Source organism: Bacillus sp. FJAT-27225 (genome assembly GCF_001685025.1).
GTDB lineage: Bacteria > Bacillota > Bacilli > Bacillales > Cytobacillaceae > Bacillus_D.
In genome coordinates this window covers 755,489-779,818 of sequence record NZ_MAYU01000012.1, presented here as the reverse complement: position 1 = coordinate 779,818, position 24,330 = coordinate 755,489, and the positions used below count along the sequence as shown (strand labels likewise).

Annotated in this window: 17 protein-coding genes; 11 read left to right on the top strand and 6 right to left on the bottom strand. The window is 44.3% G+C overall.

The genetic code is table 11. The features are described from left to right. Positions 1 to 460 precede the first annotated feature (460 nt). Positions 461 to 1,132 carry an SGNH/GDSL hydrolase family protein gene (locus A8F94_RS11130; RefSeq protein WP_066199783.1) on the top strand — a complete coding sequence of 224 codons (672 nt, stop codon included), beginning with the start codon at positions 461 to 463 and terminating at the stop codon, positions 1,130 to 1,132. A 310-nt stretch (positions 1,133 to 1,442) separates the two neighbouring features. After that, on the top strand, positions 1,443 to 2,381 hold the full coding sequence (locus tag A8F94_RS11125; protein WP_077247665.1) for an STAS domain-containing protein: 939 nt from the start codon (positions 1,443 to 1,445) through the stop codon (positions 2,379 to 2,381). A gap of 307 nt (positions 2,382 to 2,688) precedes the next feature. Here A8F94_RS11125 and A8F94_RS11120 read toward each other — a convergent pair whose 3' ends face one another. From A8F94_RS11120 to A8F94_RS11110, 3 genes are all read right to left on the bottom strand, one after another. After that, positions 2,689 to 4,635, bottom strand: coding sequence for a GTP-binding protein (locus A8F94_RS11120; RefSeq protein ID WP_066199779.1), 1,947 nt, complete (start codon positions 4,633 to 4,635; stop codon positions 2,689 to 2,691). Between the two features lie 178 nt (positions 4,636 to 4,813). Continuing rightward, positions 4,814 to 5,689 carry an alpha/beta hydrolase gene (locus tag A8F94_RS11115; RefSeq protein WP_254660833.1) on the bottom strand — a complete coding sequence of 292 codons (876 nt, stop codon included), beginning with the start codon at positions 5,687 to 5,689 and terminating at the stop codon, positions 4,814 to 4,816. A 12-nt stretch (positions 5,690 to 5,701) separates the two neighbouring features. Further along, positions 5,702 to 7,405, bottom strand: a complete 1,704-nt coding sequence (locus tag A8F94_RS11110; RefSeq protein ID WP_066199776.1) for a PucR family transcriptional regulator — start codon at positions 7,403 to 7,405, stop codon at positions 5,702 to 5,704. Between the two features lie 350 nt (positions 7,406 to 7,755). On the opposite strand from A8F94_RS11110, the gene A8F94_RS11105 reads away from it, so the two are divergent. The 8 genes from A8F94_RS11105 (at position 7,756) to A8F94_RS11070 (ending at position 17,599) form a co-directional block, all read left to right on the top strand. Further along, positions 7,756 to 8,646, top strand: coding sequence for a DUF2877 domain-containing protein (locus A8F94_RS11105; RefSeq protein WP_066200478.1), 891 nt, complete (start codon positions 7,756 to 7,758; stop codon positions 8,644 to 8,646). Further along, positions 8,637 to 10,181 carry an acyl-CoA synthetase FdrA gene (gene fdrA, locus A8F94_RS11100; RefSeq protein ID WP_066199774.1) on the top strand — a complete coding sequence of 515 codons (1,545 nt, stop codon included), beginning with the start codon at positions 8,637 to 8,639 and terminating at the stop codon, positions 10,179 to 10,181. Before A8F94_RS11105 ends, fdrA begins: the two co-directional genes overlap by 10 nt. 3 nt (positions 10,182 to 10,184) lie before the next feature. Further along, positions 10,185 to 11,612 carry a DUF1116 domain-containing protein gene (locus A8F94_RS11095; protein ID WP_066199771.1) on the top strand — a complete coding sequence of 476 codons (1,428 nt, stop codon included), beginning with the start codon at positions 10,185 to 10,187 and terminating at the stop codon, positions 11,610 to 11,612. A gap of 110 nt (positions 11,613 to 11,722) precedes the next feature. After that, positions 11,723 to 13,264 carry a xanthine permease gene (locus A8F94_RS11090; RefSeq protein WP_066199768.1) on the top strand — a complete coding sequence of 514 codons (1,542 nt, stop codon included), beginning with the start codon at positions 11,723 to 11,725 and terminating at the stop codon, positions 13,262 to 13,264. Positions 13,265 to 13,288: 24 nt separating this feature from the next. After that, positions 13,289 to 13,738 carry a nucleoside deaminase gene (locus A8F94_RS11085; protein ID WP_066199765.1) on the top strand — a complete coding sequence of 150 codons (450 nt, stop codon included), beginning with the start codon at positions 13,289 to 13,291 and terminating at the stop codon, positions 13,736 to 13,738. A 299-nt stretch (positions 13,739 to 14,037) separates the two neighbouring features. Continuing rightward, a complete protein-coding gene (locus A8F94_RS11080; protein ID WP_441294186.1) occupies positions 14,038 to 15,201 on the top strand; it encodes an ankyrin repeat domain-containing protein in 1,164 nt (387 codons plus the stop codon). A gap of 16 nt (positions 15,202 to 15,217) precedes the next feature. Beyond that, positions 15,218 to 16,168 (top strand): carbamate kinase, encoded by a 951-nt coding sequence (gene arcC / locus A8F94_RS11075; protein ID WP_066200474.1) that lies wholly within the window; start codon positions 15,218 to 15,220, stop codon positions 16,166 to 16,168. A gap of 141 nt (positions 16,169 to 16,309) precedes the next feature. Next, positions 16,310 to 17,599, top strand: a complete 1,290-nt coding sequence (locus A8F94_RS11070) for a purine/pyrimidine permease (RefSeq protein WP_066200467.1) — start codon at positions 16,310 to 16,312, stop codon at positions 17,597 to 17,599. Positions 17,600 to 17,914: 315 nt separating this feature from the next. Here the strand turns inward: A8F94_RS11070 and A8F94_RS11065 are convergent, their stop codons facing one another. Beyond that, entirely contained in the window at positions 17,915 to 19,729 is a 1,815-nt protein-coding gene (locus tag A8F94_RS11065) for a monovalent cation:proton antiporter family protein (protein ID WP_066199759.1), read from the bottom strand. Positions 19,730 to 19,881: 152 nt separating this feature from the next. On the opposite strand from A8F94_RS11065, the gene A8F94_RS11060 reads away from it, so the two are divergent. After that, positions 19,882 to 20,418, top strand: a complete 537-nt coding sequence (locus tag A8F94_RS11060; RefSeq protein ID WP_066199756.1) for a DUF1572 family protein — start codon at positions 19,882 to 19,884, stop codon at positions 20,416 to 20,418. Positions 20,419 to 20,487: 69 nt separating this feature from the next. Here the strand turns inward: A8F94_RS11060 and A8F94_RS11055 are convergent, their stop codons facing one another. Beyond that, positions 20,488 to 22,380, bottom strand: coding sequence for an alkaline phosphatase D family protein (locus tag A8F94_RS11055; RefSeq protein ID WP_066199754.1), 1,893 nt, complete (start codon positions 22,378 to 22,380; stop codon positions 20,488 to 20,490). A gap of 243 nt (positions 22,381 to 22,623) precedes the next feature. Further along, on the bottom strand, positions 22,624 to 24,051 hold the full coding sequence (locus A8F94_RS11050) for a PAS domain S-box protein (RefSeq protein ID WP_066199751.1): 1,428 nt from the start codon (positions 24,049 to 24,051) through the stop codon (positions 22,624 to 22,626). Positions 24,052 to 24,330 lie beyond the last annotated feature (279 nt).

Genomic DNA, 24,330 nt, shown 5'->3' with positions numbered 1-24,330 from the left:
GACTAACCCCTTAGAAAACCCTAAAATAACGAATAAACTGCCGAGTACTAGATAGCTCGCAACCTTTGGATTTCTATAGTTAATATTTTTCAAGAATAATCCCTCCAGGAACTTACTGCTTCCTTTTATTATCCCTGATAGGAGTTGCCCGTTTCAAGAATTTATCCTCTGTTCTACTTTTCTAACAAGACTAGTTTTTCTTTATTGTTCTCCAAGGCTTATCAAAATGAAAACCTTTCCAAAAGTGATAAACTGAATATAGCAATTGAGCTCGGTTCTCCTCTTGGAAGAGCACAGTATGTTGGTAGCGGGGGCTGGTTATCGGAATTGACGGTTCCGCTACGAGAGCAACGGTTGAGAAGTTTATAGCCGAGAGCATTACAAAATTAAGCAAGGATACAAGCAGTGGGAGCTGGTAATAAAGTCAGCTTCTTTGGACTAGGAAAGGGGTTAATCATCCATGCTTTTTGAAAAATCACAAAAGCTGCTGTTTATTGGCGATTCAATCACAGATTGTGACCGTGCCAAACCGGACGGGGAAGGGCTTCACATCAACCGTCCATTAGGGACAGGCTATGTTTCTTTTGTTGACGCGCTCCTTCAGGCGACTTATCCCGAACGTGCAATCCGGGTTGTCAATAAAGGGATTAGCGGCAACACAGTCCGCGATTTAAAGGGCAGATGGCAGGAAGACGTAATTGCCCAAAAACCGGATTGGCTTTCAATTATGATTGGAATTAATGATGTGTGGCGTCAGTATGACATGCCATTTATTAAAGAAACACATGTATATGCAAATGAATATGAAAAGACACTCCGGGAACTGGTTTGTGAAACAAAGCCGCTTGTTAAAGGAATCATCCTGATGACACCATATTATTTGGAAGGCAACAAGGATGACAGCATGCGCAAAACGATGGACGAGTATGGCATGATTGTGAAAAAGATTGCCAATGAAACAGATTCTATTTTCATTAACACACAGGCTGCCTTCGATGTTGTCCTAAAGGAGTTTTACTCTGCATCACTTGCCTGGGACCGCGTCCATCCCTCCTCTGCAGGCCATATGGTATTGGCCAGAGCATTTTTAAACGCGGCAGGGTTTGATTGGAAACATTCTGGAGAGAAATAATCTGAAATGAATTATAGAGAATCATTAAGGCCCTGATTAAAATTATGTTTGGATATACCTTCCCGTTCTAGGTTGCGGGAGGGCTTGTTTTATAGGGTAGCGATTTTTTCGGACTGCTATGGCAGTCTTTTTTTCTGTAAACTTTGAAGATGGTCAGTTAATATATCAGTGGTTTTGCTTTTGAAGCAAATATATCCGGGAATTTGGATACTATATCCGGGTTTTCTTTCTGAGCGAATATCCGAGACTTTTTAGATATATCCGAGAATTTCACTATTCTGCCACATTTATCCTGCCAGGAAGACTACAAATGGCATGGCAGCTGCCATATTTTATTTTTTCGAAAAAGTGGTTTAAACAAAATGAACAGAGGGTAAAATCACTTGTTGGAAAGGGGAGTCTGAAGAAGATGTTTGATTTTTCGGCTGTAATAAAAAAAATCAGCGAAATAAAAGTAGAGTTGGCCAATGAAATAACCGATATACAAGTAGAGAGATATCCAGAACAGCTTGGTCCGATTTCAGATCAGCTTCGAAAAGAAAGAGTGAAACTGATCGGTTTGTATGAGGAATTGCTCGTTGATGACTTCGAAACCGCCATGGCAAAGATTACAGAATGGGGCGAAAAGACAGGAGCCTTTTGTTCCGAACTCGGGATGACGATCGACATGGCATTGGACGAACTGAATTATTACCGTGAGGAATTGACTGAAATCATATTTGAATTAGGCCAGGAGAGCGATAAATCGTTGGCCGAATATCATGAAGCGAACAAGAAATTGCAAAGAATTATAGATAAGGCGGCCCAGAGCTTCAGCATTGCTTTCGTTGCACATCATAAGGAAATAATGAAAAAGGCGCAAAGAGAGATTGAGGAATTGTCTGTTCCGGTTGTCCCGCTTGAGGAAGGCGTGGCTGTACTGCCACTCGTAGGGACAATTGACACGTATCGGGCAAAACTGCTAATGGAAGAGTCACTCAGAAAGAGCGCCCAGCTTGGGGTTACCTATTTTATCGTAGACCTATCCGGGGTTCCGATTGTGGATACAATGGTCGCGAACCAAATTTTCCAGGTGATTGATGCATTAAGGCTTTTAGGCGTTGAAGCAGTATTGAGCGGAATCCGTCCGGAAATTGCCCAAACGATGGTACTGCTCGGAATTGATACGTCTAAAATCAAAACATTCTCCAGCCTACAGCAGGCATTGCAAACGTATAAATTACAACAGGCAAAAGAAGCTGTGCTATAAAGGAGCAGGACAACCCATTATGATGTGGGGTTGTCCTTTAATTGTTTTATCATGGGCACTTCTTTATCGCATGGTTAAAAGCCTAAACGTTGCCAATCAGAGTTATTGGGCTCATTTAGCATGTTTGCGAAACCCTAAACGTTGCTAATGCCATCTATTGGGCACATTTTGCATGTTTGCGGAACCCCAAACGTTGCTAATGCGAGCTATTGGGCACATTTAATATGGTTATAGAACTCAAAACAGTGCCAATCCGACATATACATTTGAAACCTCTCATACAGTCTTACACCTTTTATAAAAATATCTATAAGCAATGCATCTCGGCCTCGGCTTCATCCCATGGCACAGTATAGCCATGCCCTTTTGCGCAAAAAATCGATGATGAAGTATAATCCGGGTCAGCATCCTTATTATAGCCAATTATCTCAATCACTTCCGCCTGGTTGTGGCAAGGAAAGTAGCCGGCAAGTACAAGGTTCATCGTTCCCTTTCCGCCAGTAATCGAAGCAAACTCCGGCCCATAATTCATGAACGTGGCAACCGGAACCTTGCCGGCCAAGAGTGTGTAGCTGCCATGAGTTTCTGGTGCCTCAAATCTGCCATGTGCCTGTTGGATGTCCGTTAATATTCTTCCAATATGATCGGTTTCTACTTTTATCTTAAATTCATAATAAGGTTCAAGCAGTATATTTTTTGCTTTTTCAAGGCCTTGGCGCAGTGCGCGGAAGGTGGCCTCCCGGAAGTCGCCGCCCGATGTATGTTTATTATGGGCTCGTCCGGTCAGGAGCGTGATCTGCACATCGGTCAAAGGCGAGCCTGTCAAAAGCCCGTGATGGTCACGTTCAAACAAATGGGTTCGAATTACATTCTGGGTGCCGATTTCAAGGTCGTTCGGATGGCAGACGCTTTCAAATGAAATCCCGCTATTGGATGGACCAGGCTGAATCTGCAGATGAACCTCGGCATAGTGGCCGAGCGGCTCGAAATGGCCATAACCGGTAACTGCCTCACCCTCGATTGTTTCTTTATATAAAATCTCCGGCTCGGCAAAGCCGATATCAATCCCGAACCGATCTCTTGCCACCTGTTTGAGGACCTCAAGCTGGATGACTCCCATCACATGAATATGGATATCCTGCGTACGTTCCTCCCAACTGACATTAAGGGCGGGATCCTCAGCATCAAGCTTTTTAAAATAGCCGAGTACATCCTTCACGTTCAAACTCCTGTCAAACAAAACCTTGGACTTGAGCGCGGAAACCATTTCATAGCTAACCTGCTCCTTTAAGGTACCGAGGCCATCACCAGCCTTTGCCTCAGACAGGCCTATAACAGCTACAATGTCTCCGGCAGATACTTCCTCGACAGTTTTAAACTTTGTACCATTATAGATTCGGAGCCCCGTTACCTTTTCGAATTTATCTTCACCATAACGAATTTCATCCCGCACATTTAGATCCCCGGCCAGCACTTTGACGAACGTAATTCTTGTTCCTTTTTCATCATAGCGAATTTTATAAACCCGTCCGGCAAAATGCTCATCCGGGCGGTAATCCGTTACAGTCAGCATGTCGAGCTTTTGCAAAAGCTCCCCGATCCCTTTATCCTGGAGGGCTGAGCCGCTCATGCATGGAAAAAGCCGTCCTTCCTGGATCATGTTTTTCATCGTATGGAACCAAATCTCCAGATCGCAGCCATTTTCCATATAATACTCGAAAAGCATATCATCCCGTTCGGCAAGAAATTCAATGACCTCGCTTGTCATCATGCCATCTGCCTGTAACCCAGCCACATCGAAAGCATCTCTGGTCAACTGGCTGCGGATTTCCTCTAAGGCCCGTACAGGATCCGCTCCAGCCCTGTCGATTTTATTGATGAAAAAGAAGACCGGAACGTTATGCTTTTTCAATAAGTTCCAGACTGTTTCCGTATGGCCTTCAACGCCCTCGACAGCACTGACAATAATGATGGCTGCGTCCATGACCGTTATCGCCCGCTCCATCTCTGGCGAAAAATCGACGTGGCCCGGTGTATCAATTAAATAATAGTCAGAGTCCCTGTAAGTAAAGTTAGCCTGTCCTGCAAAAACCGTAATACCTCGCTGTTTTTCGATATCATGATGGTCAAGAAACGTGTCCTGATGATCGACACGGCCTCTTTGCCTAATTGCGTTCGTGTGAAAAAGCAGCTGCTCAGCTAACGTAGTCTTGCCGGCATCCACATGTGCAAACATCCCAATCGTTTTTTTCATATTGCTACACCTCTATGGAAAATGGATACTCTCATTCTATCAAAAAAAGGCAAGTTAATTATAGGGATAGTAGGGATGATCTAGTAGGTGATATTACCCGGGGTTTAATCTTGAAACCAAAAGCTATTTGCTATGGCACAAAAGTTAGGAGGAAGGCGGAGTAGGAGTCCCCGCCTTTTTAATTCTTTAAATAACTATTTATAAATTGGAAGACTTGCCTATAAACGTCATCAATAACGGGTTTTGGTGAGTGCTTTTCGAAGTCATGCCCAGCCCCCGGTACGGTTATCAGGGAGGCTTGTCCTTTTTCTTTAAGAATGGCAGCTTTCATAAAAACGGATTGTTCATAAGGGACATCCGTATCCTTAGTGCCATGCACAAGCAAGGCTGGCGGAAAATCCTCCTTCAGCCTATATAACGGCGATAACTCCTTTAGGAGATGGGATTGTGCAAAAGGGTCAAAGCCAGTAACCTGCTTGGTCCACGTGCCGTGCTGCCTTCCATGAAGATAAAGAAGATAGCGGGGGTGAACCGGGCCTTCAGTAATCATTTCGCTAGAAGCCAGATTTTCGATATCCTCCCAGCTTATCAATTGGCTTTTTTGATAAAAGGAATTTGGATCTGCCGCCCAGCTGCTGCTGATATCTCCATACCCGTAAAATGATACAATGGCGCGGGGCCTGTTCGGTAATATTCCTGTAGAGAGAGCCAGAAATCCTCCTGCTGAAGCCCCCATTACTGCAATTCTCCCACTATTAATTGAATAACGGCGGGCCTCCTCTGTTTGCAGCCATGTTAGCGCATCTCTGATGTCTTCAAGGATTTTATCCAATTTCGTTTCGGGGGCAAGCCTGTAGTCGATTGAAAAAACAGCATACCCATGATCATGGCATAGCTGAAGAAAGTCATGGGGTACGTCCTTTCTGGAGCCCCATATAAATCCGCCGCCATGAATATAAACAACAACCGGACAATCCTTCTTATCTATTCCGTAAAAATCCGCCTGGATGGCAAAGCCGGATTCCTTCTTGTATATAACCGTCTCTTTTATCACTGTTTCACATCCTTACCTCAGCAGTTTCTTGTTAAGCAGTCTGTAGATTTTCAGGGCAAGCTGTATTTGCAACAGCTCTTCAGAGTTTTTTAGGTCTGTGTTCAATATTTCTTTGATTTTGTCAATCCGATAAATCACTGTATTTCTATGCAGAAACATCGCTTTGGCTGTTTCACTAATGTTTATATTGTTCGCAAAATAGTTTTCTAGTGTTGAGATATAATCTGTACCTTGTGTTTTATCCTGTTCATATAGTTTTCCAAGCCTTTTCATGAAAAAGTCTTCCAACTGCAAGTCTTTTATATTGGAATCGAGAAAATGATAGACGGAATGGTCCTCGAAATGTGCCACACCGTTTTGGTGGTTCAATCTCTGCATAAGCCGTATTGATTCAGTAGCCTCAGAGAAGCTTTTATGAAGTGAATCAATCCGTCGGTACTGCCTTCCGATCCCAATTTGAAAGGCGGTCTTTAAAATGTGCTTTTCCAGGATTCGCAAGATTTCACTGCCGTAATTCTTTGCTTCGTTAACTGTTAAGGGCTCGCGGTTAGCGTTCTGGCCAAGCAGAATGATAATCCGGTTGTTTCTGTAAAAAGCAGTAATTTCACCGTGGGCAAATGAGCAATATTCATAAATAAGCTCAACAATTCGCTTTGCGCGATTCTCTAAGTGGTACTTACGGGCTATTAAATCCTCATTGTTTTCATAATCTAGAGGATCCATGTTTATAACGATGGTGCTGTACATATAATTTGCATTCAGGCCATGCAGGTCACAGAGAGTCTTAATCGTATCAGACGAAGTAATTTTCCCTGTCAGCAAATCATCAAAAAAGTCCTCCCGTATTCTTAGTTTTACTTCCTCAATTTCTTTTGCTTTAATCCCTTCCAAAGCCAGGATGGTCGATGCCTGTTCAAGGATAATGTAATCAAATTCAGTCAACTCGTTTACAGTCTGCCAGACGACAATATATCCGAAAAGCTGGCTGGAAACAGCAACCGGCAATACTCTGCACTTCACCTCAATTCCTTCCAGATCATAAATCCTTTTAATCGACTTTTTTATATCGTTAATTGTTATTGGAATGGAATCCTGGAAAGCCTGATTAAAGGCAGGCCTGTTTTTTACAAGATCAAGGCTATATTCAAGCGGAATTTTATTATTCTTGTGCTCCGTATAATGCAAAAGCCTCCAGTCTTTGTCTACTAGAACAATAGGGTTATTGATAGTTTCCGATAACAGGGACACAATTCGTTCAATGCCTCCGCCTTCTAGGGTAATTCGGAAAAACAAGTTATGCATGTCAAGAGTCTTTCTGTTTAACAAGTCATACCTTCCAGATGCTTTCTCGTTGATGATCGATATAACCTTCGAAAGAGTGTATTCAAATGGCAGTTCAATGAGGGGCAGCCCATATTTGTTCGCCTGCTCAATCATATTTTGGGGTAGCCTTTCAAAATACCGCCTCATTTTTACTATAAGACCCGCGCAGTTGATTTCAGCCAATTCTTTAATAATCCTGTTCTGGTAGTCTATATTGTCTTTGAAAATATAGCCTGTGGACAATAACAGCTCATTTGGCGACAGCCAATCGAAGGCATCGGGATTTTCAATGATATTGACAAGTGAAATTTCCCTGTTTATACCTTGTTCCCCCGCCACTATCTTCAGGCCGTCAATTGCCTTGATACTAAAGAGATCTTTGACAGTCAGCAAATCCACTCTCTCCTTTGTCAAAAAATTTACACAATTAATTGTGCAAGTTGCCCAATCAGAATCCTGTCTTTTCGGTTTTGGTAAACAGTGACCTGCAAAGGTATAGGGTCTACTATTGTACATGTAAGGCGGCTGGCTGCCCAGAAATTGATTTTGTTTTTGATAATAGCTCAAACAGCTTGCTTTGAAAAGTTGCGTTTTCGTGAATTTGCTTGTGCACAGCAAATTCGCACGAATTGGGTAAGGAACAGTCCTGTTATAAGTGTAACAGGGAAATGGCTGCGGGGCTTTATGAATCCGTTTCCAGTCCAGGCTTGGAATTTTCGCAGGCGGAAGGCGGGGTGGTATCGATGAACAGAGTTATTGCTGGGGAAGAAAACTTTCTCCTAGCCATATCCACCGGGTTTACAGGTACAGTCCATAGCGTTTTTGACCGGACTATTAATATTTTGAGGCAGGAAGATGGAGAACTTTATACGCTAGCTGCTCCCACTGTCGATTTGGCTCCAAATACACTCATTGTTGACTATACTAAAAGTTTCAAAGAATTGCAGGTTCGGATTCAAGACTCCGTCTATTCTGAGAACAACCGTTTATTAATAAGAAACAAGCTGTATAAAGCGGATTGGGAGACGGAATCGTGGAAGTGTACGATGCCCCCGTATCCAAAAGATCCACGCCAGTTAGAACAGAATATCGAAATCGTAAAGGACAGCCTTTCTCTTTTTGGAAAAAAGGGAGGGATAAAGCCTGTAGGCAGTTACGGTAACATGTTCGAAAACGAAACATCCAGATTGCTGGAGGAAAGGATAAAATCCTTGCTCGAAAATTTGGAGCTCGGCAGGGAAGCGGCAGCCATTGAAAAGGCAAGAGGATTGGTTGGCCTCGGTCCTGGTTTAACCCCTTCCGGAGATGATTTTTTAGTAGGCTTGTTCGCCGCCTTCCATTTTGTAGATTCCCCGGCCTCGAATTACCGTGGCTTTGCAGAGCGGGTAGCGGGGATTGCGAAACCGTTGACGAACGAAATCAGCTATATGGCGATTAAAAAAGCCTCTGTCGGTGAAGTAAGGGAATCGATTGTACAGTTGGCAATGTCCGTAATTGGCGGTTCGCAAAAGGAAGTGGTGGAACGGCTTAAGGCGGTCCTATCAATCGGTTCCACATCCGGGACTGATATCGCGTTTGGAATGCTTGCAGGATTGGAATTAATTATCAAAGTTGGAGGTAAGACATGGCTGTAAAAGTTGTGATTAAAAAGAACACGTATTTTGACTCTGTATCCCTGATGTCCCTTTCAACAAAAGCAAATCAAATTGAAGGTGTAGAGCAGGCTTTTGTAGCAATGGGGACTGAAATGAATAAAGAGGTCCTGCGTAACATAGGCCTGATTACACAGCAATTGGAAGACGCCCAAACAAGTGACCTAATGATCGTTGTAAAAGCAGAAACTGATGAATTGGCTGAAAACGGTTACTTGAACATAGAAGAATTATTTACTAAGAAAAATTCTGGCAAAAGCAAGGCGGAAGTTAAATTTTCAACAGTTGCATCTGCCGCTGCAGGCATCCCGGACGCAAACCTAGCCGTTATTTCCGTAAATGGCGCCTTTGCAGCAAGAGAGGCAAAAAAAGCTCTTGAAAACAATCTTCATGTCATGCTGTTCAGCGACAATGTCAGCATTGAGGAAGAGATTGAACTTAAAAATTTCGCGCACGACAATGGGTTGCTGCTGATGGGACCTGACTGTGGTACAGCCATCATCAATGGCGTCGGCCTTTGCTTCGCTAATGCTGTGAGAAAAGGGAACATTGGCATTGTTGGTGCTTCAGGTACAGGCAGCCAGGAGATGAGTGTCCGCATTCATGAATTTGGCGGCGGAGTTTCCCAGCTGATCGGTACCGGAGGAAGAGACCTAAGTGAAGAAGTTGGCGGAATCATGATGCTTGATGGCATTCATGCATTGGAAGAAGATGATGCGACAAAGGTTATCGTTGTGGTCTCTAAACCACCTGCGCCGAGTGTGGAGGACAAAATTCTAAACAAAATCCAGCAATGTTCAAAGCCTGTGGTTGTTTGGTTCATTGGCGGAGACGAAGAGAAGGTAACAAAAGCTGGAGGGCATTTTGCAAAAATGTCAAAAGAGGGTGCCCTGAAAGCAGTCCTTCTTGCAGGAGCAGATGAGTCAAAGATCAATAAGAAGGCCCTGAACATTCCGCTTATTGAAGAAGTGCGGACAAAGCTTTCTCCGGAACAACAATATATCCGCGGACTATTCTGCGGGGGAACACTTTGCGACGAAGCGATGTATGCAACTTTGGAAAAATTCGATAATGTCTACAGCAACATCCAGAAGGACCCGAATTATCAACTGGCTGATGTCCACGTCAGTAAGGAACATACATTTATTGATTTTGGCAGCGATGAATTCACTAATGGAAAACCTCACCCAATGATTGATCCTTCTTCGAGAATTGAAAGGTTTTTGCAGGAAGCAAAAGATCCTGAAGTTGGCGTAATTGTCATGGACTTTGTTCTCGGCTTCGGCTCACATGAAGATCCGGTAGGCGTTATGCTTCCGGCCATTGTGGAAGCAAAACAGCTCGCTGAAAAAGAAGGAAGGCATCTTGAAATTCTTGGCTATGTGCTTGGAACTGATGCAGACCCTCAAAATCTTGAGGAACAGGTAAACAAACTGATTGCTTCGGGTGCAACACATGCGAGCAGCAGCCAAAATGCCGGGCTATTGGCCAGGGAATTCGTGGTGAAAGGAGAATAATCCATGAGCAAAATTACAGAACTTTTTAATAGTAAAATCCATGCACTAAACGTTGGAATCGAGTTTTTCAAGGACGATATTCTAAAGCAAAATGCAAGCGCAACACATCTTGACTGGCAACCGCCGGGCGGAGGAAAGCCTGAGATCATCAAGGCTCTGGATAAACTGGAACGCCAGGAAATCCTCAAAAAAATCGAAGCGGCTAATAAATTGGCAGTGGAGCGGATTATCAATTCACAGCCAGTATTAATAGGTTTTGACCAGGCAATCAATGTTGTGCCTGGCATGACAAAGACGACAATCCTTCACTCCGGCCCTCCGATTACCTGGGATAAGATGAACGGACCAATGAAAGGCGCTGTTACTGGTGCAATTGTATTTGAAGGGTTGGCCAAGGACCTAAAGGAAGCAGAAGAATTGGCTGCTTCAGGTGAAATCACATTCTCCCCATGCCATGAACACAACTGTGTTGGTTCAATGGCTGGTGTTACATCTGCTTCCATGTTCATGCATATTGTCGAGAACAAGACATATGGGAACATCGCCTATACAAATTTGAGTGAGCAATTATCCAAGATTTTACGGATGGGTGCAAATGATCAGTCCGTAATCGACCGGCTTGTATGGATGCGGGATGTTCTCGGGCCGATGCTGCGGGAGGCAATGAAGCTTAATCCGAATGGAATCGACCTGCGTTTGATGCTTGCTCAGGCCCTCCATATGGGAGATGAATGCCATAACAGGAACGTTGCTGGTACAACCCTGTTAATCCAGGCGTTGACTCCTTATATACTGCAAACCGATTTCACAACAGAGCAGAAGCGCGAAGTGTTCGAGTTTGTTGCAAGCAGTGACTATTTCTCGGGCCCAACCTGGATGGCCATGTCAAAATGCGCCATGGACGCTGCCCATGGAATCGAAAACAGTACAGTTGTTACAACAATGGCCCGTAATGGCACAGAATTCGGTATCCGTGTAAGCGGCATTGGCGGCAACACCTGGTTCACTGGCCCTGCCCAGAAGGTTATTGGACCGATGTTCGCAGGATATAAGCCTGAAGATTCCGGCCTGGACATCGGAGACAGTGCAATCACTGAAACGTATGGAATTGGCGGTTTCGCTATGGCAGCGGCCCCTGCCATTGTTGCACTTGTTGGCGGTACAGTTGAGGAAGCGATTGGCTTCTCGACCAAAATGAAAGAAATTACAACGGCTGAAAATCCAAACGTAACAATTCCATTGCTCGATTTTATGGGCATCCCATCAGGAATTGACGTACGGAAAGTACTTCAAACAGGCATTATGCCGATAATTAATACTGCGATTGCCCATAAAGAAGCGGGAATCGGCATGATAGGTGCAGGTATAACATATCCGCCAGTTGAAGCATTTGAAAAAGCAGTCCTGGCTTTAAGCGAAACGATTCAATAGATTTTAACAACGCACTGGGGAAACCAATCATTCCGCGTTTCCCCAGTGTCTCCCATGCTTGTAAAAATGTAGACCGCAACAAAAAAATATAAATGTTAAGGGGATATTACATGGGACAGGTTGCTTTATGGAGGAGAGGAGACTTTGCGGCCTCCTTCGGATTGTTTGTTAACGTTTTAACAGACTTTTTGGTCATGATCTCGTTATTAATTTTCGTCGTTGGTATGCCAGGTGATTTTGTTTTTAAACGGATTGTTCCCGGCTTTGGATTTGCTGTCCTTCTATCCGGGATTATCCTTGCTTATTTTGCCTACAGGCTGGCTAAGAAAACAGGTAGAAAGGATGTTACCGCACTCCCATCGGGGTCCAGTTCACCTGGTATTTTCCTAATCGTCTTTGTGATTATGCTTCCACTCTACCATCAGACACAAGATGCTGTTTTCACAACAGCAGTCGCAGTAATTTGGGTATTCTTCGAGGCTTCCTTTTTATTTTTAGGTGCATTTTTTGGTGAAGCGATTAGAAGGGTAGTACCAACAACTGTATTGTTGGCAGCATTGGCAGGTTTGGCATTTGTATTCTTAGGTATGAATCCAATGATGCAATCTTTTGAAATGCCGATTGTCGCATTTGTTGCGCTCATCATCATCTTCATGAACTGGTTAAGCAAACATCCAATCTTAACGAAAATACCTACGGGTTTATTATTACTATTAGTTGGAACTGCAATTGCCTGGATCGCTGGATATCAAAATCCTGCTGATGTTACTGAGGCACTAAAATCATTTGGCTTTAATCCACCTAAGCTACATTTAAATGGGCTTTTCGACCATTTTAGCGCTGCTTTGCCTTACCTTTTAACGGCTATCCCCCTGGGATTGTCAAACTTCATTTTCAACTTGGAAAACATTGAAGCTGCTGCTATTGCCGGGGACGAATACAATACGAGAGACGTTATGCTTGCAAACGGATTTTCCACTTTAGTCGGCGGCCTTTGTGGTAACCCATTCCCAGTAACAGTCTATGTAGGTCATGCTGGGTGGAAGGCAGTTGGTGCAGGTTTAGGGTATTCGATTGCCAGCTCCGGTGCCATATTCTTATTATCGATATTTAGTCTAATGGGTCTGTTGCTTGCTATTGTTCCGATAGCTGCTATTGCTCCGATGCTCGTGTTTATTGCGATTGTTACGGGGCATCAGGCTGTCAGTGAAAGTCCGAGATTTGAAGTTCCTGCAATCTTTGTCACTTTCTTCCCATGGGTAGCAAACTGGGCATTAGTAGCTGTTAATAATGCACTTTCAGCAGCTGGTACGGCTGCGGGGGAAGCTGCCGGTCAGGTATCATCACTTGCCCTGGAAAATGCCGGACTTTTCTACGATGGCTTGGTTGCTTTAGGTACTGGCGCACCTATTAGTAGTGTTATCTGGGGTTGTATAGCTGTATTTACGATCCGAAACACGCCAATTGGAGGCATCATAGCTGCAGTGCTAGGAGCCATTTTAACTTTTGCTGGTGCCATTCATACAGTCTCGATCGGATTTGCACAAGAGGCTGCAATGCCTTTCGTTTGGGGATATCTGCTCATTGCACTCTTCTTGGCGTATAAGCTTTACGTAAATAAAAAACATAATATTGGTCCTGTTACAGAGTAAAACCTGATATGGAGGAGTTTGGATATGGATTATATGAAATTAGCGGCGGATGCAACGTTTGTTGGTATGGCCAACAAGGTTGGCGGGCCATTTGGAGCAACAATCGTACGCGGCGATGAAATTATTGCTGTCGTGAGCAATACGATGATGAGGGATACTGACATTTCCGCCCACGCTGAAATGGTTGCCATACGTAAAGCCACTAAAAAACTGGGCACGATGGATCTGTCTGATTGTGTTATCTATGCCACCTGTGAACCTTGTCCAATGTGTGTGTCCGCCATCATCTGGGCAGGAATTAAAGAAGTATACTACTGCAATACGAGCGAAGATGCCGATAAACATGGCTTCTCTGATATGCACTTACGCAAGTATTTAACAGGTGAAGATAAAAGTGTCCTCAATATGGTTAAGGTAGAGCAGCGGGAAGATTGCGATGAGCTGTTTGAGTTTTTCCATAAAAACAATAAATAGACAAATCTCCGGTGCTGGAACCTGCAGCGCTGGATGAATTTTTACCCGGAAAGATGTTCCTATGGGTCAGTGCCCAGGTAATTACGCTATAGAAAACGAACTATAAATGAGCCTCCCGTTGATTGAAGTGGAAGGCACGAAGACTCCTGTGGGAGCAGCGGGGCAGGTGAGACCCCACAGGTGTTTACGCCGAGGAGGCTCACCGCCCGCCCCGCGGAAAGCGAAGTGCCTGGAACGGAAATCAACAACCATGTTCAAAACTATTGTTCGTTCTATATTAATAAGAGGAGTATATAATGGTGACTTTAAATCAACAACTGATTGAGGCAAGTGAATATGGTGATGTTGATGCTGTCCGTCAACTATTAGCTGATGGAGCAGATGTTGAATATAAAGATGCAGCAGGCCGCACAGCTTTAATGGCGGCAACCCAGAAAAACAACTATGAAGTGGTTAAGAGATTATTAGAGGCTGGCAGTGACGTAAATACCAGGGATATCACTCTTTTAACTCCTTTTATTTGCTCCGGGGCAAACGGGTTTCATGAGATTTTAAGCTTAATGCTGAACTATGGAGCAGACTTGAAGAGTGTTAACCGTTTTGGCGGTACAGCATTGCTGCCTTCAAGTGAAAAGGGTTACCTGAAAACTGTACAGAGATGCCTGGAAGCCGGCATTCCTGTCAATCATGTAAACAATCTCGGTTGGAGTGCCCTGCTTGAGGCTGTTATTTTAGGAAATGGCGGCCGCTTGTATTCTACTATTATTGAACTGCTTGTAAAAGCGGGTGCGGATGTTCATCTTGAGGACAGAGACGGAACGTCATCATTGCAGCATGCCCGAATGCTCAAACAAGCTAAAGTAGAAGCCATTCTTGAGCAAAAATATGTAGAGCAGAATGAAGCGGTCAAACAGGCCAAATTGCTTTATCTGGAAGACCGGTATGAAGAAGCAATCTCGGTTATAGACGGGGAACTTCAGGAGAATCCTAATCTAGTAGACTTATATTTTTATAAGGGATTTTGCTTACAGGAATTAAAGCAGTACGCATTGGCTCTTGCAGAGTACAACAAGGCGCTGGAAATAAGCCCGGATGACCTGGATTTTTATTTCTATACAGCAAATTGTCTGCGGCTGATGAATGAGCCTGAAGCGGCTCTCCTTGAGTACGATAAGGCGGTTGGCAGGGACCCTGAAGAAACCTTTTACTTGTATCATAAATCAAATTATTTAAGGGAACTTGGCAGGCATGAAGAAGCGGTGCGGGCTATGGACCAGCTGCTGGCGATGCAGCCTCACCGGTATGATTTCTCGTTTCATAAGGCAAACAGCCTGAGGTCGCTAGGAAGGCACAGGGATGCGATTGAAGCGATTGAGAATGCGATTAAACATGATCCTGAAAACCCTTTGTATCACCAGCATAAAAAACAATCCCTGGAATTGCTTGGGGAGACTGCGGAGTAAAATGGAGGATACAGCTTTGGAAAATCTTGTAATAGTTGCTATAGGCGGTAACTCTCTGGTTAAAGACAATGGAAGCAATTCGATTGATGATCAATATGAAGCTGCGTGTGAAACGGCCCGCCATATTGTAGACATGGTGGAGGAAGGCCTTAATGTAATCGTTACCCATGGTAATGGGCCACAGGTAGGATATGAACTCAGAAGATCTGAAATTTCAAATGAAACAGCAGGCCTGCCTTCAGTACCTCTTGTTAACTGTGTAGCGGATACACAGGGCGGAATTGGTTATCAGATTCAGCAGGCATTAACAAATGAACTTGCCAGAAGAGGAATTAACAAGAAGGTTGCGACTGTCATTACTCAAGTGGAAGTATCAGCAGACGACCCGAATTTTTTGAATCCGACAAAGCCGGTTGGGGGATTTTATTCTTTCGAACAGGCAGAAGAGTTGAAAGGCGAGCATCCTGATTGGCATTTCATAGAAGATTCAGGAAGGGGTTACCGCCGGGTTGTCCCATCACCAAAACCTGTTGATATAGTTGAAAAAGACGTGATTAAATCACTGGTTGAGAAGGGATATATCGTTATTGCTGTAGGGGGTGGGGGCATTCCGGTTATCAAGTCGGATAATGGAACCTACCACGGAATAGATGCTGTCATAGATAAAGACTTTGCAACAAGTCTTCTCGCTGAACAGGTTAGTGCCGAAACCCTGATCATTACGACAGGTGTTGAAAGAGTTTGTATTCATTTTGGTCAACCTGCACAAAAGGCACTGGATCAGGTGACTATTCCCGAAATGGAAATGTTTGTGCAGGAAGGACATTTCCCGCCTGGAAGCATGCTGCCAAAAATAGAGGCGAGCTTGGACTTTCTTAAGGGCGGCGGAGAGAGAGTTATTATCACCAGCCCGGAAAGCCTAAAAGAGGCAGTAAAGAGAAATACAGGTACACACATTATTAGATAAGTGGATAAAAGGCAGCTGTATAACTCAGCTGCCTTTTATATTGGGGTCCCTGTTCCTGGTACCGATGGCTGTGGGAAACCTCTTTTGGTATAGTAAAAGGACTGAAAATTGTATGGGGACGGGAGGGTGACTAAAAGAGGAATGAGAGAGAACTATTATTTGAGCACGTTTCAATGGTTTGTTTATTTGTTGGCGAATTCGGTTGCCCTTCCGATCGTACTTGGAAATATATTTGATTTATCCCTTAAGGAAACATCGGAACTCATGCAGCGGACATTCTTTGTAGTTGGGCTAAGCTCCTTCATTCAAGCAAGATGGGGGCATCGTTTCCCAATTGCAGATGGGCCTGCAGGTTCCTGGGTGAGTATATTTATCCTGTATGCAAGTATCGGTGTAGAAATGGGCTATTCATTGAAGCATTCCCTGCAGATTTTAGAGGCGGGGCTAATGATTTCAGGCCTTCTTCTATTAATATTGGGAATAACAAAATGGGTCCGTATTTTAATAGCTTTGTTTACCCCATTGGTGACAGGTACATTTTTATTTATCCTGGCCATTCAATTGAGCGGGGTATTCCTGACCGGAATGATGTCCGGGAAACGAGCGGGCGGGGAATTGGATAGTGGCAGCTTCATTTTATCCGCTGCAGTATTTTTCCTGATCTTTTTATTAACAATAAAGGGTAAGGACTGGATGAAGAGCTACTCTATTCTGATTGGTATCCTACTGGGGTGGGGGGCCTTTGCTCTGCTTGGCAAAAGTCATTTATCGGAGCCGGCAGGGGGAGCAGCCGTTCAATTGCCGGGCTTATGGGAATGGGGAACGCCAGTCTTAAATGAAAGTATGATTATTACGGCTGTTTTATTTAGCTTTTTGTTAATTTCAAATACAATTGCTGCAATTACGGCTTCGAGTGAAGTTCACCAAAAAGAGGATACCGGAAAAGAGGTGGGAAATCGTCTGAGCGCAGGGGTTGCAGCGGGAGGAATTTCCCATCTTTTATCCTCTGTCTTTTCAACAGTCGGAATCGTTCCCCTGCCGGCCACTGCTGGTTTTGTTAAACTTTCAAGGCAGAACAAGATTATTCCGTTTCTATTCGCAAGTATAATCATGGTCGGTATATCACTATTCCCATTCATAGTGAGTGCATTATCCTCATTACCCCTGCCTGTTGCAAGTGCGGCATTGATGGCAACACTTATTGAAATGCTGGGTATTTCCTTAAAATCGTTAACAAGAAACGGCCTTAGCCAGCGTACATTGACAGTGGTGGGAATATCACTTTTAGTCGGAATTGGAATTATGTTTGTTCAAGGGGAGAATTTTACCGGCTTGCCCAACATCATCCAAAATTTAGTGAGGAATGGACTTTTGCTTGGTACGTTTACGGCGATTATTCTTGAACGCTTATGGAAAGAAGAGAGAATGTAATTTGAATGTGGACACTTTCGCCGTACGAAAGTGTTTTTTTGTTTGAATAGTAAGGTTAACCAAAGTTTTAGAGGACATTCGCAAAAGGGGAGGACAAAGGCAGTCAATTGACTGCCTTTGTCTCGGGCATTTTTTAAGATTTCTATCGTCCAAAACGGAACCCCTTACCTTTAGCAGGGTGTCCGAAAAGGGCTCAAGCACTAAAGCTATTCATTTTAAAGCAACTGCCCATAAGCTTGGTCAACGTAAAATTTCCAAGCAGCCTTTACCCACAAACGGAGTGGTTTAGGACTACCAGCACAACAGTCGCTCTGCCTAACCCAATTCGTTTCTCAACATCTCTATATTCTCCGAACTGCCGCTGACAATCAGCCGGTCACCAAGCAGCAGTTTAGTGTCGCCATGAGGAATAATCGGGATATCGCCTCGATACATTTTCACAATCAACGCATCCCCAAGGAAGGGAAGCTGGCGGAGCAGCAGCCCGTGATACAAGCTGTTGCCGACCTTCAACTGCTGCAGGGTACCAGGCTGGGAAATCATTTGAATCATTTCGGGATTATCAACGAGCGATTTCATCAGCACCCTTGTGGCGGTGGTTGTTGAAAAAACTGTGTAGCCTTCCTCAACCAGCTTGCTGTGTGTTTCAGGTAGCTCTGCCCGGACGATGATTCGTTCAACGCCTTTCTCTTTTGCAAATGAAGCTAATTCTAAATTCTTCTCCTCGTTGCCTGTACCAAGAACAAGGATGTCTGCCTCGAATGCGTTCGCAGCAACCAAGCTCTCGGTGCTTAGTTCATCGAGCTCAATCATTGGAAAGTGGTGTTCTTCTTCGTTTATCTTGTTCTGGGCAGCGCCGTAGACTGTTACGTCAAAGCCTTCAGCCTGCAGGTCGAGTGAGACTGGCAGTATAATCGTGTTTGCTCCAACCATCGAAACGCGTGGGTTCTCCGGCAAAATTGTCCTGACATTCCTTTGGAACATAATCGGAGATATGAAGCAGCTAAGGATGCAAACTAAAATGATTGCGCTGGCCACCGAATCCGTAATAAGGCCGAAATCGAGGGAGACGGTTGCGACCACGATTCCCAGGCTCAGTGTTGCGCCAAGCAGGACACCCGAGCTGGCTGCTTCCGTCCACGAATAATATCGTTTTAATAGAAGAGTCGGGGTGACCCTGGCGATATAAATAAAGATTAGCAGGACAGGGATAAGCATCCAGACGTTCGGATCATTAAAAATAGCCCGGAGATCGAGGTTGACGCCAATCATGATAAAAAAGATTGGAATCAAGAATCCATAGCCGAATGAATCAAGCTGGTGAGCAAAATCCTTTGACGGGGATAAGAGCGAAACAATTACTCCAGCCAAAAAAGCGCCTAGTATCGCTTGGGCACCAAGTGCTTCCGCCATGACCACAAACACGAGAATCAATGCGAAAGTTCCCCGTGTTCCCAATTGGGTTGTTCCACGGCGCAAAGAATCGTATACCTTGCCATTGTCCATTTTTTTAATAAGAAAATACACAACGAATACGAAAACCAACAACATTGAAATCCAGAACGGGCTTAAGCCGCCTTCCGTTCTCGAAGCAAGATAAAAAACAAACAGCAGCATTGTCACAAAATCAGATAGGACAGCCGTCAACAGAATTGTCTGTCCAAGTTCGGTGTTGAGCAGTTTCTTTTCCTTTAAAACGGGGACGACGACACCAAGCGAAACCGTTGCCAGGATGATGGCCATTACAAACGGATCCTTCACAAGCCCCATCCATTTCATTAATTCAGCCAATGCAAATGACAGCCCGAGCATCAGACCGAAAATAAGTGACGAGATAATAAACGGATTCGGCAGCTTGCCCGAACCTTTTCCTTTTTTGCTAAAAGTAGTGAAATCTATTTCAACACCGCTCAAAAACATCAGATAAATAAGTCCTAGAGCCGATAGCACTTCCAGCCAGGGGCCCGGATGAATGATATCAAGTCCGCTTTGACCGAGGATAATACCTACCAGGATTTCAGCCACAACGACAGGCATGAACTTAAGGCGGAAACGGTGCAGCAAGATCGGTATTAGAAACGCGGCTGAAACCACGAGCATGAGTGCGGTAAACGATGCATGTTCCTGCATCTGGCAACCTCCTTTGATAATCATTGAGTAGTAGTAAAAAACCAAACGATATCATAATTCTTACCTAAATACAATCTCTTTTTTCAAAAAGGAGGGAAGTGCGCTGACCGTGCGGAATAAAGTTAACCATCCAGGAAAAGGGAGATGAGGGAATGAACACGGAAACGAAGTTTTTGAAAATAGCCAAAGAAAGCTTCAAAGGAATGAAAGCACAGGCAGAGCGGGCAATGGATCAGTTGTCATTGGAAGAACTGCATTGGGCCCCAAATCCGGAGTCCAACAGCATTGCCATTCTTGTCAAGCATATGAGCGGAAACCTGAAGTCAAGGTTCAGCTCCTTTTTGACGGAAGATGGGGAGAAGCCGGACCGGAAGCGGGATGAGGAATTTGTTGGGTCGTTCAAATCAAAGGAAGAGCTGCTTCAAACTTGGAACACGGGCTGGAATGTCCTGTTCGAAACGCTGGAAGGGATGACGGATGATGACCTTGCCAGGACAATCACAATCCGCAGCGAACCTTACTCAGCCATCAATGCCATCCAGCGTGCGATCGTCCATCAATCCGGACATGTCGGCCAAATAGTCTACATTGCAAAAATGATCAAACATGAAAGCTGGAAAACATTGAGCATTGCCAGGGGGCAATCGGAGAAGTGGACTGAAGGATATAAGGAAAAATTCAAAAGGTAAAACAGGAAACAGCTTTAGCGGTTCAGCATAAACAAATGCCAAAGCAAAAGCGGGAGCAACCCCGCTTTTTTAAAATAGATTTAATAGAGTATTAGATTCCAAAACCCGCAGTTCTGCCTTATCACGTGGAATTTCACACTGCCAGTGCAAGGATTTCCGGGCGCCTTTCGTTTCAATTTGGTCGACAGTATATGTAGTCCAAATTGCCTTGGCTTGCGACAGCTCGAGAACTGCATACCCATGGGTGGTGCTGTCAAAAAGTTCAATCCAGGGATTTTCGAGCTTAATGATGCTTTGCAGTTCTTTTAACAAAAGCTCTGCAGTTAAAGTCGTCACGATGCCCAAGCGGCTCTTGAGAACCTTGATAATTTCATCAAGCACAGGGAGAGGGATTGGGCTGGAATTGGTTGGAACATTATTCAGCGCATTCCTCAATGCTTCGCGTAAATTGCTTGAGGTGACCGAACCAACCATCAGTTCAACCCCAACCGCTTCGGAATCAGGGTCATGTATGTAATCTTCTTTCATTAGCGCGGCGTCAAACGTATGGAAGTCACCTGTCAATGCGATGACATTCTTGACATTGAAGTTTTTCAAATGCCGGGCGATTTTCTGCCGTTCCGCATCATAGCCGTCCCATGCATCCAGATTCAGATATCGCCCAAGCAATTTCAAGACAGCGAATTGAACCTCGTTGCCCCAGATCTTCCAGACAGCGTCCGAGGAGGCAAGTTTTGAAAAAAACCATTCCCTCTGCTCTGTCCCGAGCATGGACCGGTTCGGATTATCGATATCGGCACAGCCGCTTGAAAAATATTTATCTGTCACCGCCGGCCCGCATGGATGGGGGCTGCGGTACAATCGTTCATCGGTCATGATCAGCTCAACAAGGCTTCCGATTTTAAAAGAACGATAGATTTGAATTGACTGATCGAATGGCGCACCCTTATCAAACATCACCCGTGCCGGCATATACTCGTACCACACCTGATTGGCGATAAGCCGCCGCTCGGGGTCCGGACTAAGGCTGTCGTCCGGGGCGATTGCCGGATAGTAGGTGTCATTTGCAAATTCATGGTCATCCCAAATGCCAATCATCGCATGCCGCTCATGCAGCTTTTGCAAATCCGCATCTTCCCGGTAAATCCGGTAAATAGTCCGGTAGTCTTCAAGCGTCGTTGCCTTGGTCCCGCCGCTTGGGAGGGTGATTTGCCTTCCTTCTATTGGGCTTTGATAAAGCGGATCACCGACAGATTCATAGATATAGTCGCCAACGTGAACGACAAAATCAAGCTCTTCCTCTGCCAAATGGTTCAAAGCGTTGAAATAGCCATTTGTATAATCCTGGCAAGTTATATAGGCAAATTTAACAGGGGTTTCATCCGTTTCTGCCGGAAGGGTTTTGAATCGTCCAGTTTGGCTGACGAATCCGCTTTTAGTCGTGAAGCGATAATAATAGTAGCTTGAAGGATCAAGAAGCCCATCAACATCGAGGCGGACAATATAATCGAAATCCTTCCATACAGGGGTGAAGCCTGTCAGGACTGTCGTGCTGAAATCACTGGATTTACTGATTTCAACCATAACCGCCTGCCCATTTTTAATGAATTCGGCGATTTTCACTGATGAGCCATTCCGCCCGCTCTCAAGCCATTGAATCATAGTTTGATCTACAATGTCTGCAGAGACTGCTTCAATCCCTGTTATTTCAGGATTTACCCGGGTCCAAAGCATTGCACCAGACGGAGTAGGATCTCCTGACGCAACAGATTGCGTAAAGCCGACTCCTGCAGGATGAACGGCTATATAGCGGGCAGCCTTTACAACTTGATTACTGGTTCTTGGTTTTGCAAGTGTATTGAGCGGTGATAGTGCACTTTCTAAAACGAAAAGGGCAGAACCAGCCAGAAAAGCCTTTAATAACTTTCTCCTGCTTTTATCCACATTTATCTCATGGTTCATAGCTTTGCTCCTTCTTTTTAGATATATTGTTGTATTGGCATTTCTCTTTATGGTAAATGGTATCAGGAGCTTGTTAATGGTGAATAAATCACGTGTAAACAAATGTAAGAATTTTATGAAATTTTATAGGCCTTAAATCCTGATTTTCTTTACCATTTTGAAAGGTGGTTTTTACTGTAGAAAAACCCAGGCAGTTATTCCGCCTGAGTTTCTTACACACTAGTTATTAAAATAGTGAGATTATTACTTTGCTAGTAACGGCAAAAGAATGCTCACAGCGGTCCCAATCGTTTCACGGTTTCTAATGTAGATTCTTCCGCCGTGCTCTTCTATTATTTTCTTGCACACCATCAGTCCGAGCCCGGTTCCGTTTTGTTTTGTACTGTAAAAAGGCTCGCCAATCTTCGCCAGATCTTCCTTTTCTATACCTGTGCCCTCATCCTCGACAGTAAGCCTGACAACGTCTCCTTCCCTCGAGATTGAAATGGAAAGTATTCCTCCAGACGGCATCGCTTCAATCGCATTTTTCAGGACATTGATGAGGACCTGCTTCATTTTGTCCTCCTCGCACTGGACAAGGATTTCGGAAGACTCGTAGTTTTCCTTGTATGTAATATTTTCAATCTCGGTAAATGGCTTCAGGAGAGCGAGAACATTTTGAGTAAGCCGGACTAGGTTGGAAACAACGGCATTAGATAATGGAGGCTTGGCAAGGACAAGCAGGTCGTTGACGATGCCGTCGAGTCGGTCCAATTCACCAAGAATGACCTGGCAATACTCATTCGGGTCTTTCTCGTTGAGAAATTGAGTAAAGCCTTTAATCGAAGTGATTGGATTGCGGACCTCGTGGGCAATCGCTGCGGCCATTTGGCCAATGAGAGAAAGTTTTTCTGCTTGAAGCAGCTTTTCCTCGGTTTCCTTCTGGGATGTAATATCCTTAATGATCACCTGAAAGATTTTCCTGTTCCTGAATGTCATAGGAATGAGCGAGATATGGGCTTTCTTTAAGCCGCCGTCTGTCCGTTTAATCGTCATCTCAAAATGCATATGCCGCATTTCCTTGAGGTAGTTTGTAAGAAGCGGATAATCTGAGAAGGGAATATAGTCAAAGAGAGAGGTACCAATTGCTTCCTTGGCACTGGCAAATCCGAACAGCTTCTTTCCCTGGCTGTTAATGTACGTCCAAATTCCTTTATCTGTCATCATTCCAATCGAATCTTTGGCATGCTCAACCAGGAGGCGGTAGCGTTCCTGTGTTTCAAGGATTCCATCCTCCATTATCATTTGCGTCGTAATATCCCTGGAAACCAATAGGAAGTCCTGGGAGCTCCCTACTTTTGAGCTGCTTGTTTCAACCCAAATATAATCTCCTTCTTTTTTACGGATGCGGAAGCGAACGCGCCGGTCAGAATTCCAAAGGTAAAGGAAAAGCTGATTCACTGTCGCTTTATCGTCCGGATGGCATAAAGAAAAAATAGTCTGTCCAGCGATTTCTTCCTGGGTGTAGTCCAGCAGCGTTTTGACAGAAGGAGAGACGTATGTAAAGAAACCATCCGCTGTATGCCTTGAAATTAAGTCTTTTGCAAAGGTGAGGGCCAATTGAAGCGTTTCGGACTCAACCTGCTTGTTGGAGCAGGAAGGTACTGCATTTGCTTGTTCCGAGTTAAACAATTCGTACCATTCCTTTCAAAATAGAAAATTATATATGTAGAGGGATTAAAGTCACGGTCTGGCTGAAAGTATTTTTGTATGTAAATATACATATGTTTCCACTCTTATTATACAAAAAATAGATTGCTTGTCCTATCCCTTTTCTCCTGGCAAGCCGGCCCTCCCGCTGAATTTTCCCAACATCTTTACAAACTTTTTACCTAGTAACCTATTCGATCTCAGTCTTAAGTCGTAGTGGAAAATCCTTCCACAGCTTCATATCGAGAATGTATAATCAGG

Coding starts and splice junctions, on each gene's coding strand:
- A8F94_RS11130 (WP_066199783.1), top strand. CDS start 461: ATGCTTTTTGAAAAATCACAAAAGCTGCTGTTTATTGGCGATTCAATC.
- A8F94_RS11125 (WP_077247665.1), top strand. CDS start 1,443: ATGGCATGGCAGCTGCCATATTTTATTTTTTCGAAAAAGTGGTTTAAA.
- A8F94_RS11120 (WP_066199779.1), bottom strand. CDS start 4,635: ATGAAAAAAACGATTGGGATGTTTGCACATGTGGATGCCGGCAAGACT.
- A8F94_RS11105 (WP_066200478.1), top strand. CDS start 7,756: ATGAACAGAGTTATTGCTGGGGAAGAAAACTTTCTCCTAGCCATATCC.
- fdrA (WP_066199774.1), top strand. CDS start 8,637: ATGGCTGTAAAAGTTGTGATTAAAAAGAACACGTATTTTGACTCTGTA.
- A8F94_RS11095 (WP_066199771.1), top strand. CDS start 10,185: ATGAGCAAAATTACAGAACTTTTTAATAGTAAAATCCATGCACTAAAC.
- A8F94_RS11090 (WP_066199768.1), top strand. CDS start 11,723: ATGGGACAGGTTGCTTTATGGAGGAGAGGAGACTTTGCGGCCTCCTTC.
- A8F94_RS11085 (WP_066199765.1), top strand. CDS start 13,289: ATGGATTATATGAAATTAGCGGCGGATGCAACGTTTGTTGGTATGGCC.
- A8F94_RS11070 (WP_066200467.1), top strand. CDS start 16,310: ATGAGAGAGAACTATTATTTGAGCACGTTTCAATGGTTTGTTTATTTG.
- A8F94_RS11065 (WP_066199759.1), bottom strand. CDS start 19,729: ATGCAGGAACATGCATCGTTTACCGCACTCATGCTCGTGGTTTCAGCC.
- A8F94_RS11060 (WP_066199756.1), top strand. CDS start 19,882: ATGAACACGGAAACGAAGTTTTTGAAAATAGCCAAAGAAAGCTTCAAA.
- A8F94_RS11055 (WP_066199754.1), bottom strand. CDS start 22,380: ATGAACCATGAGATAAATGTGGATAAAAGCAGGAGAAAGTTATTAAAG.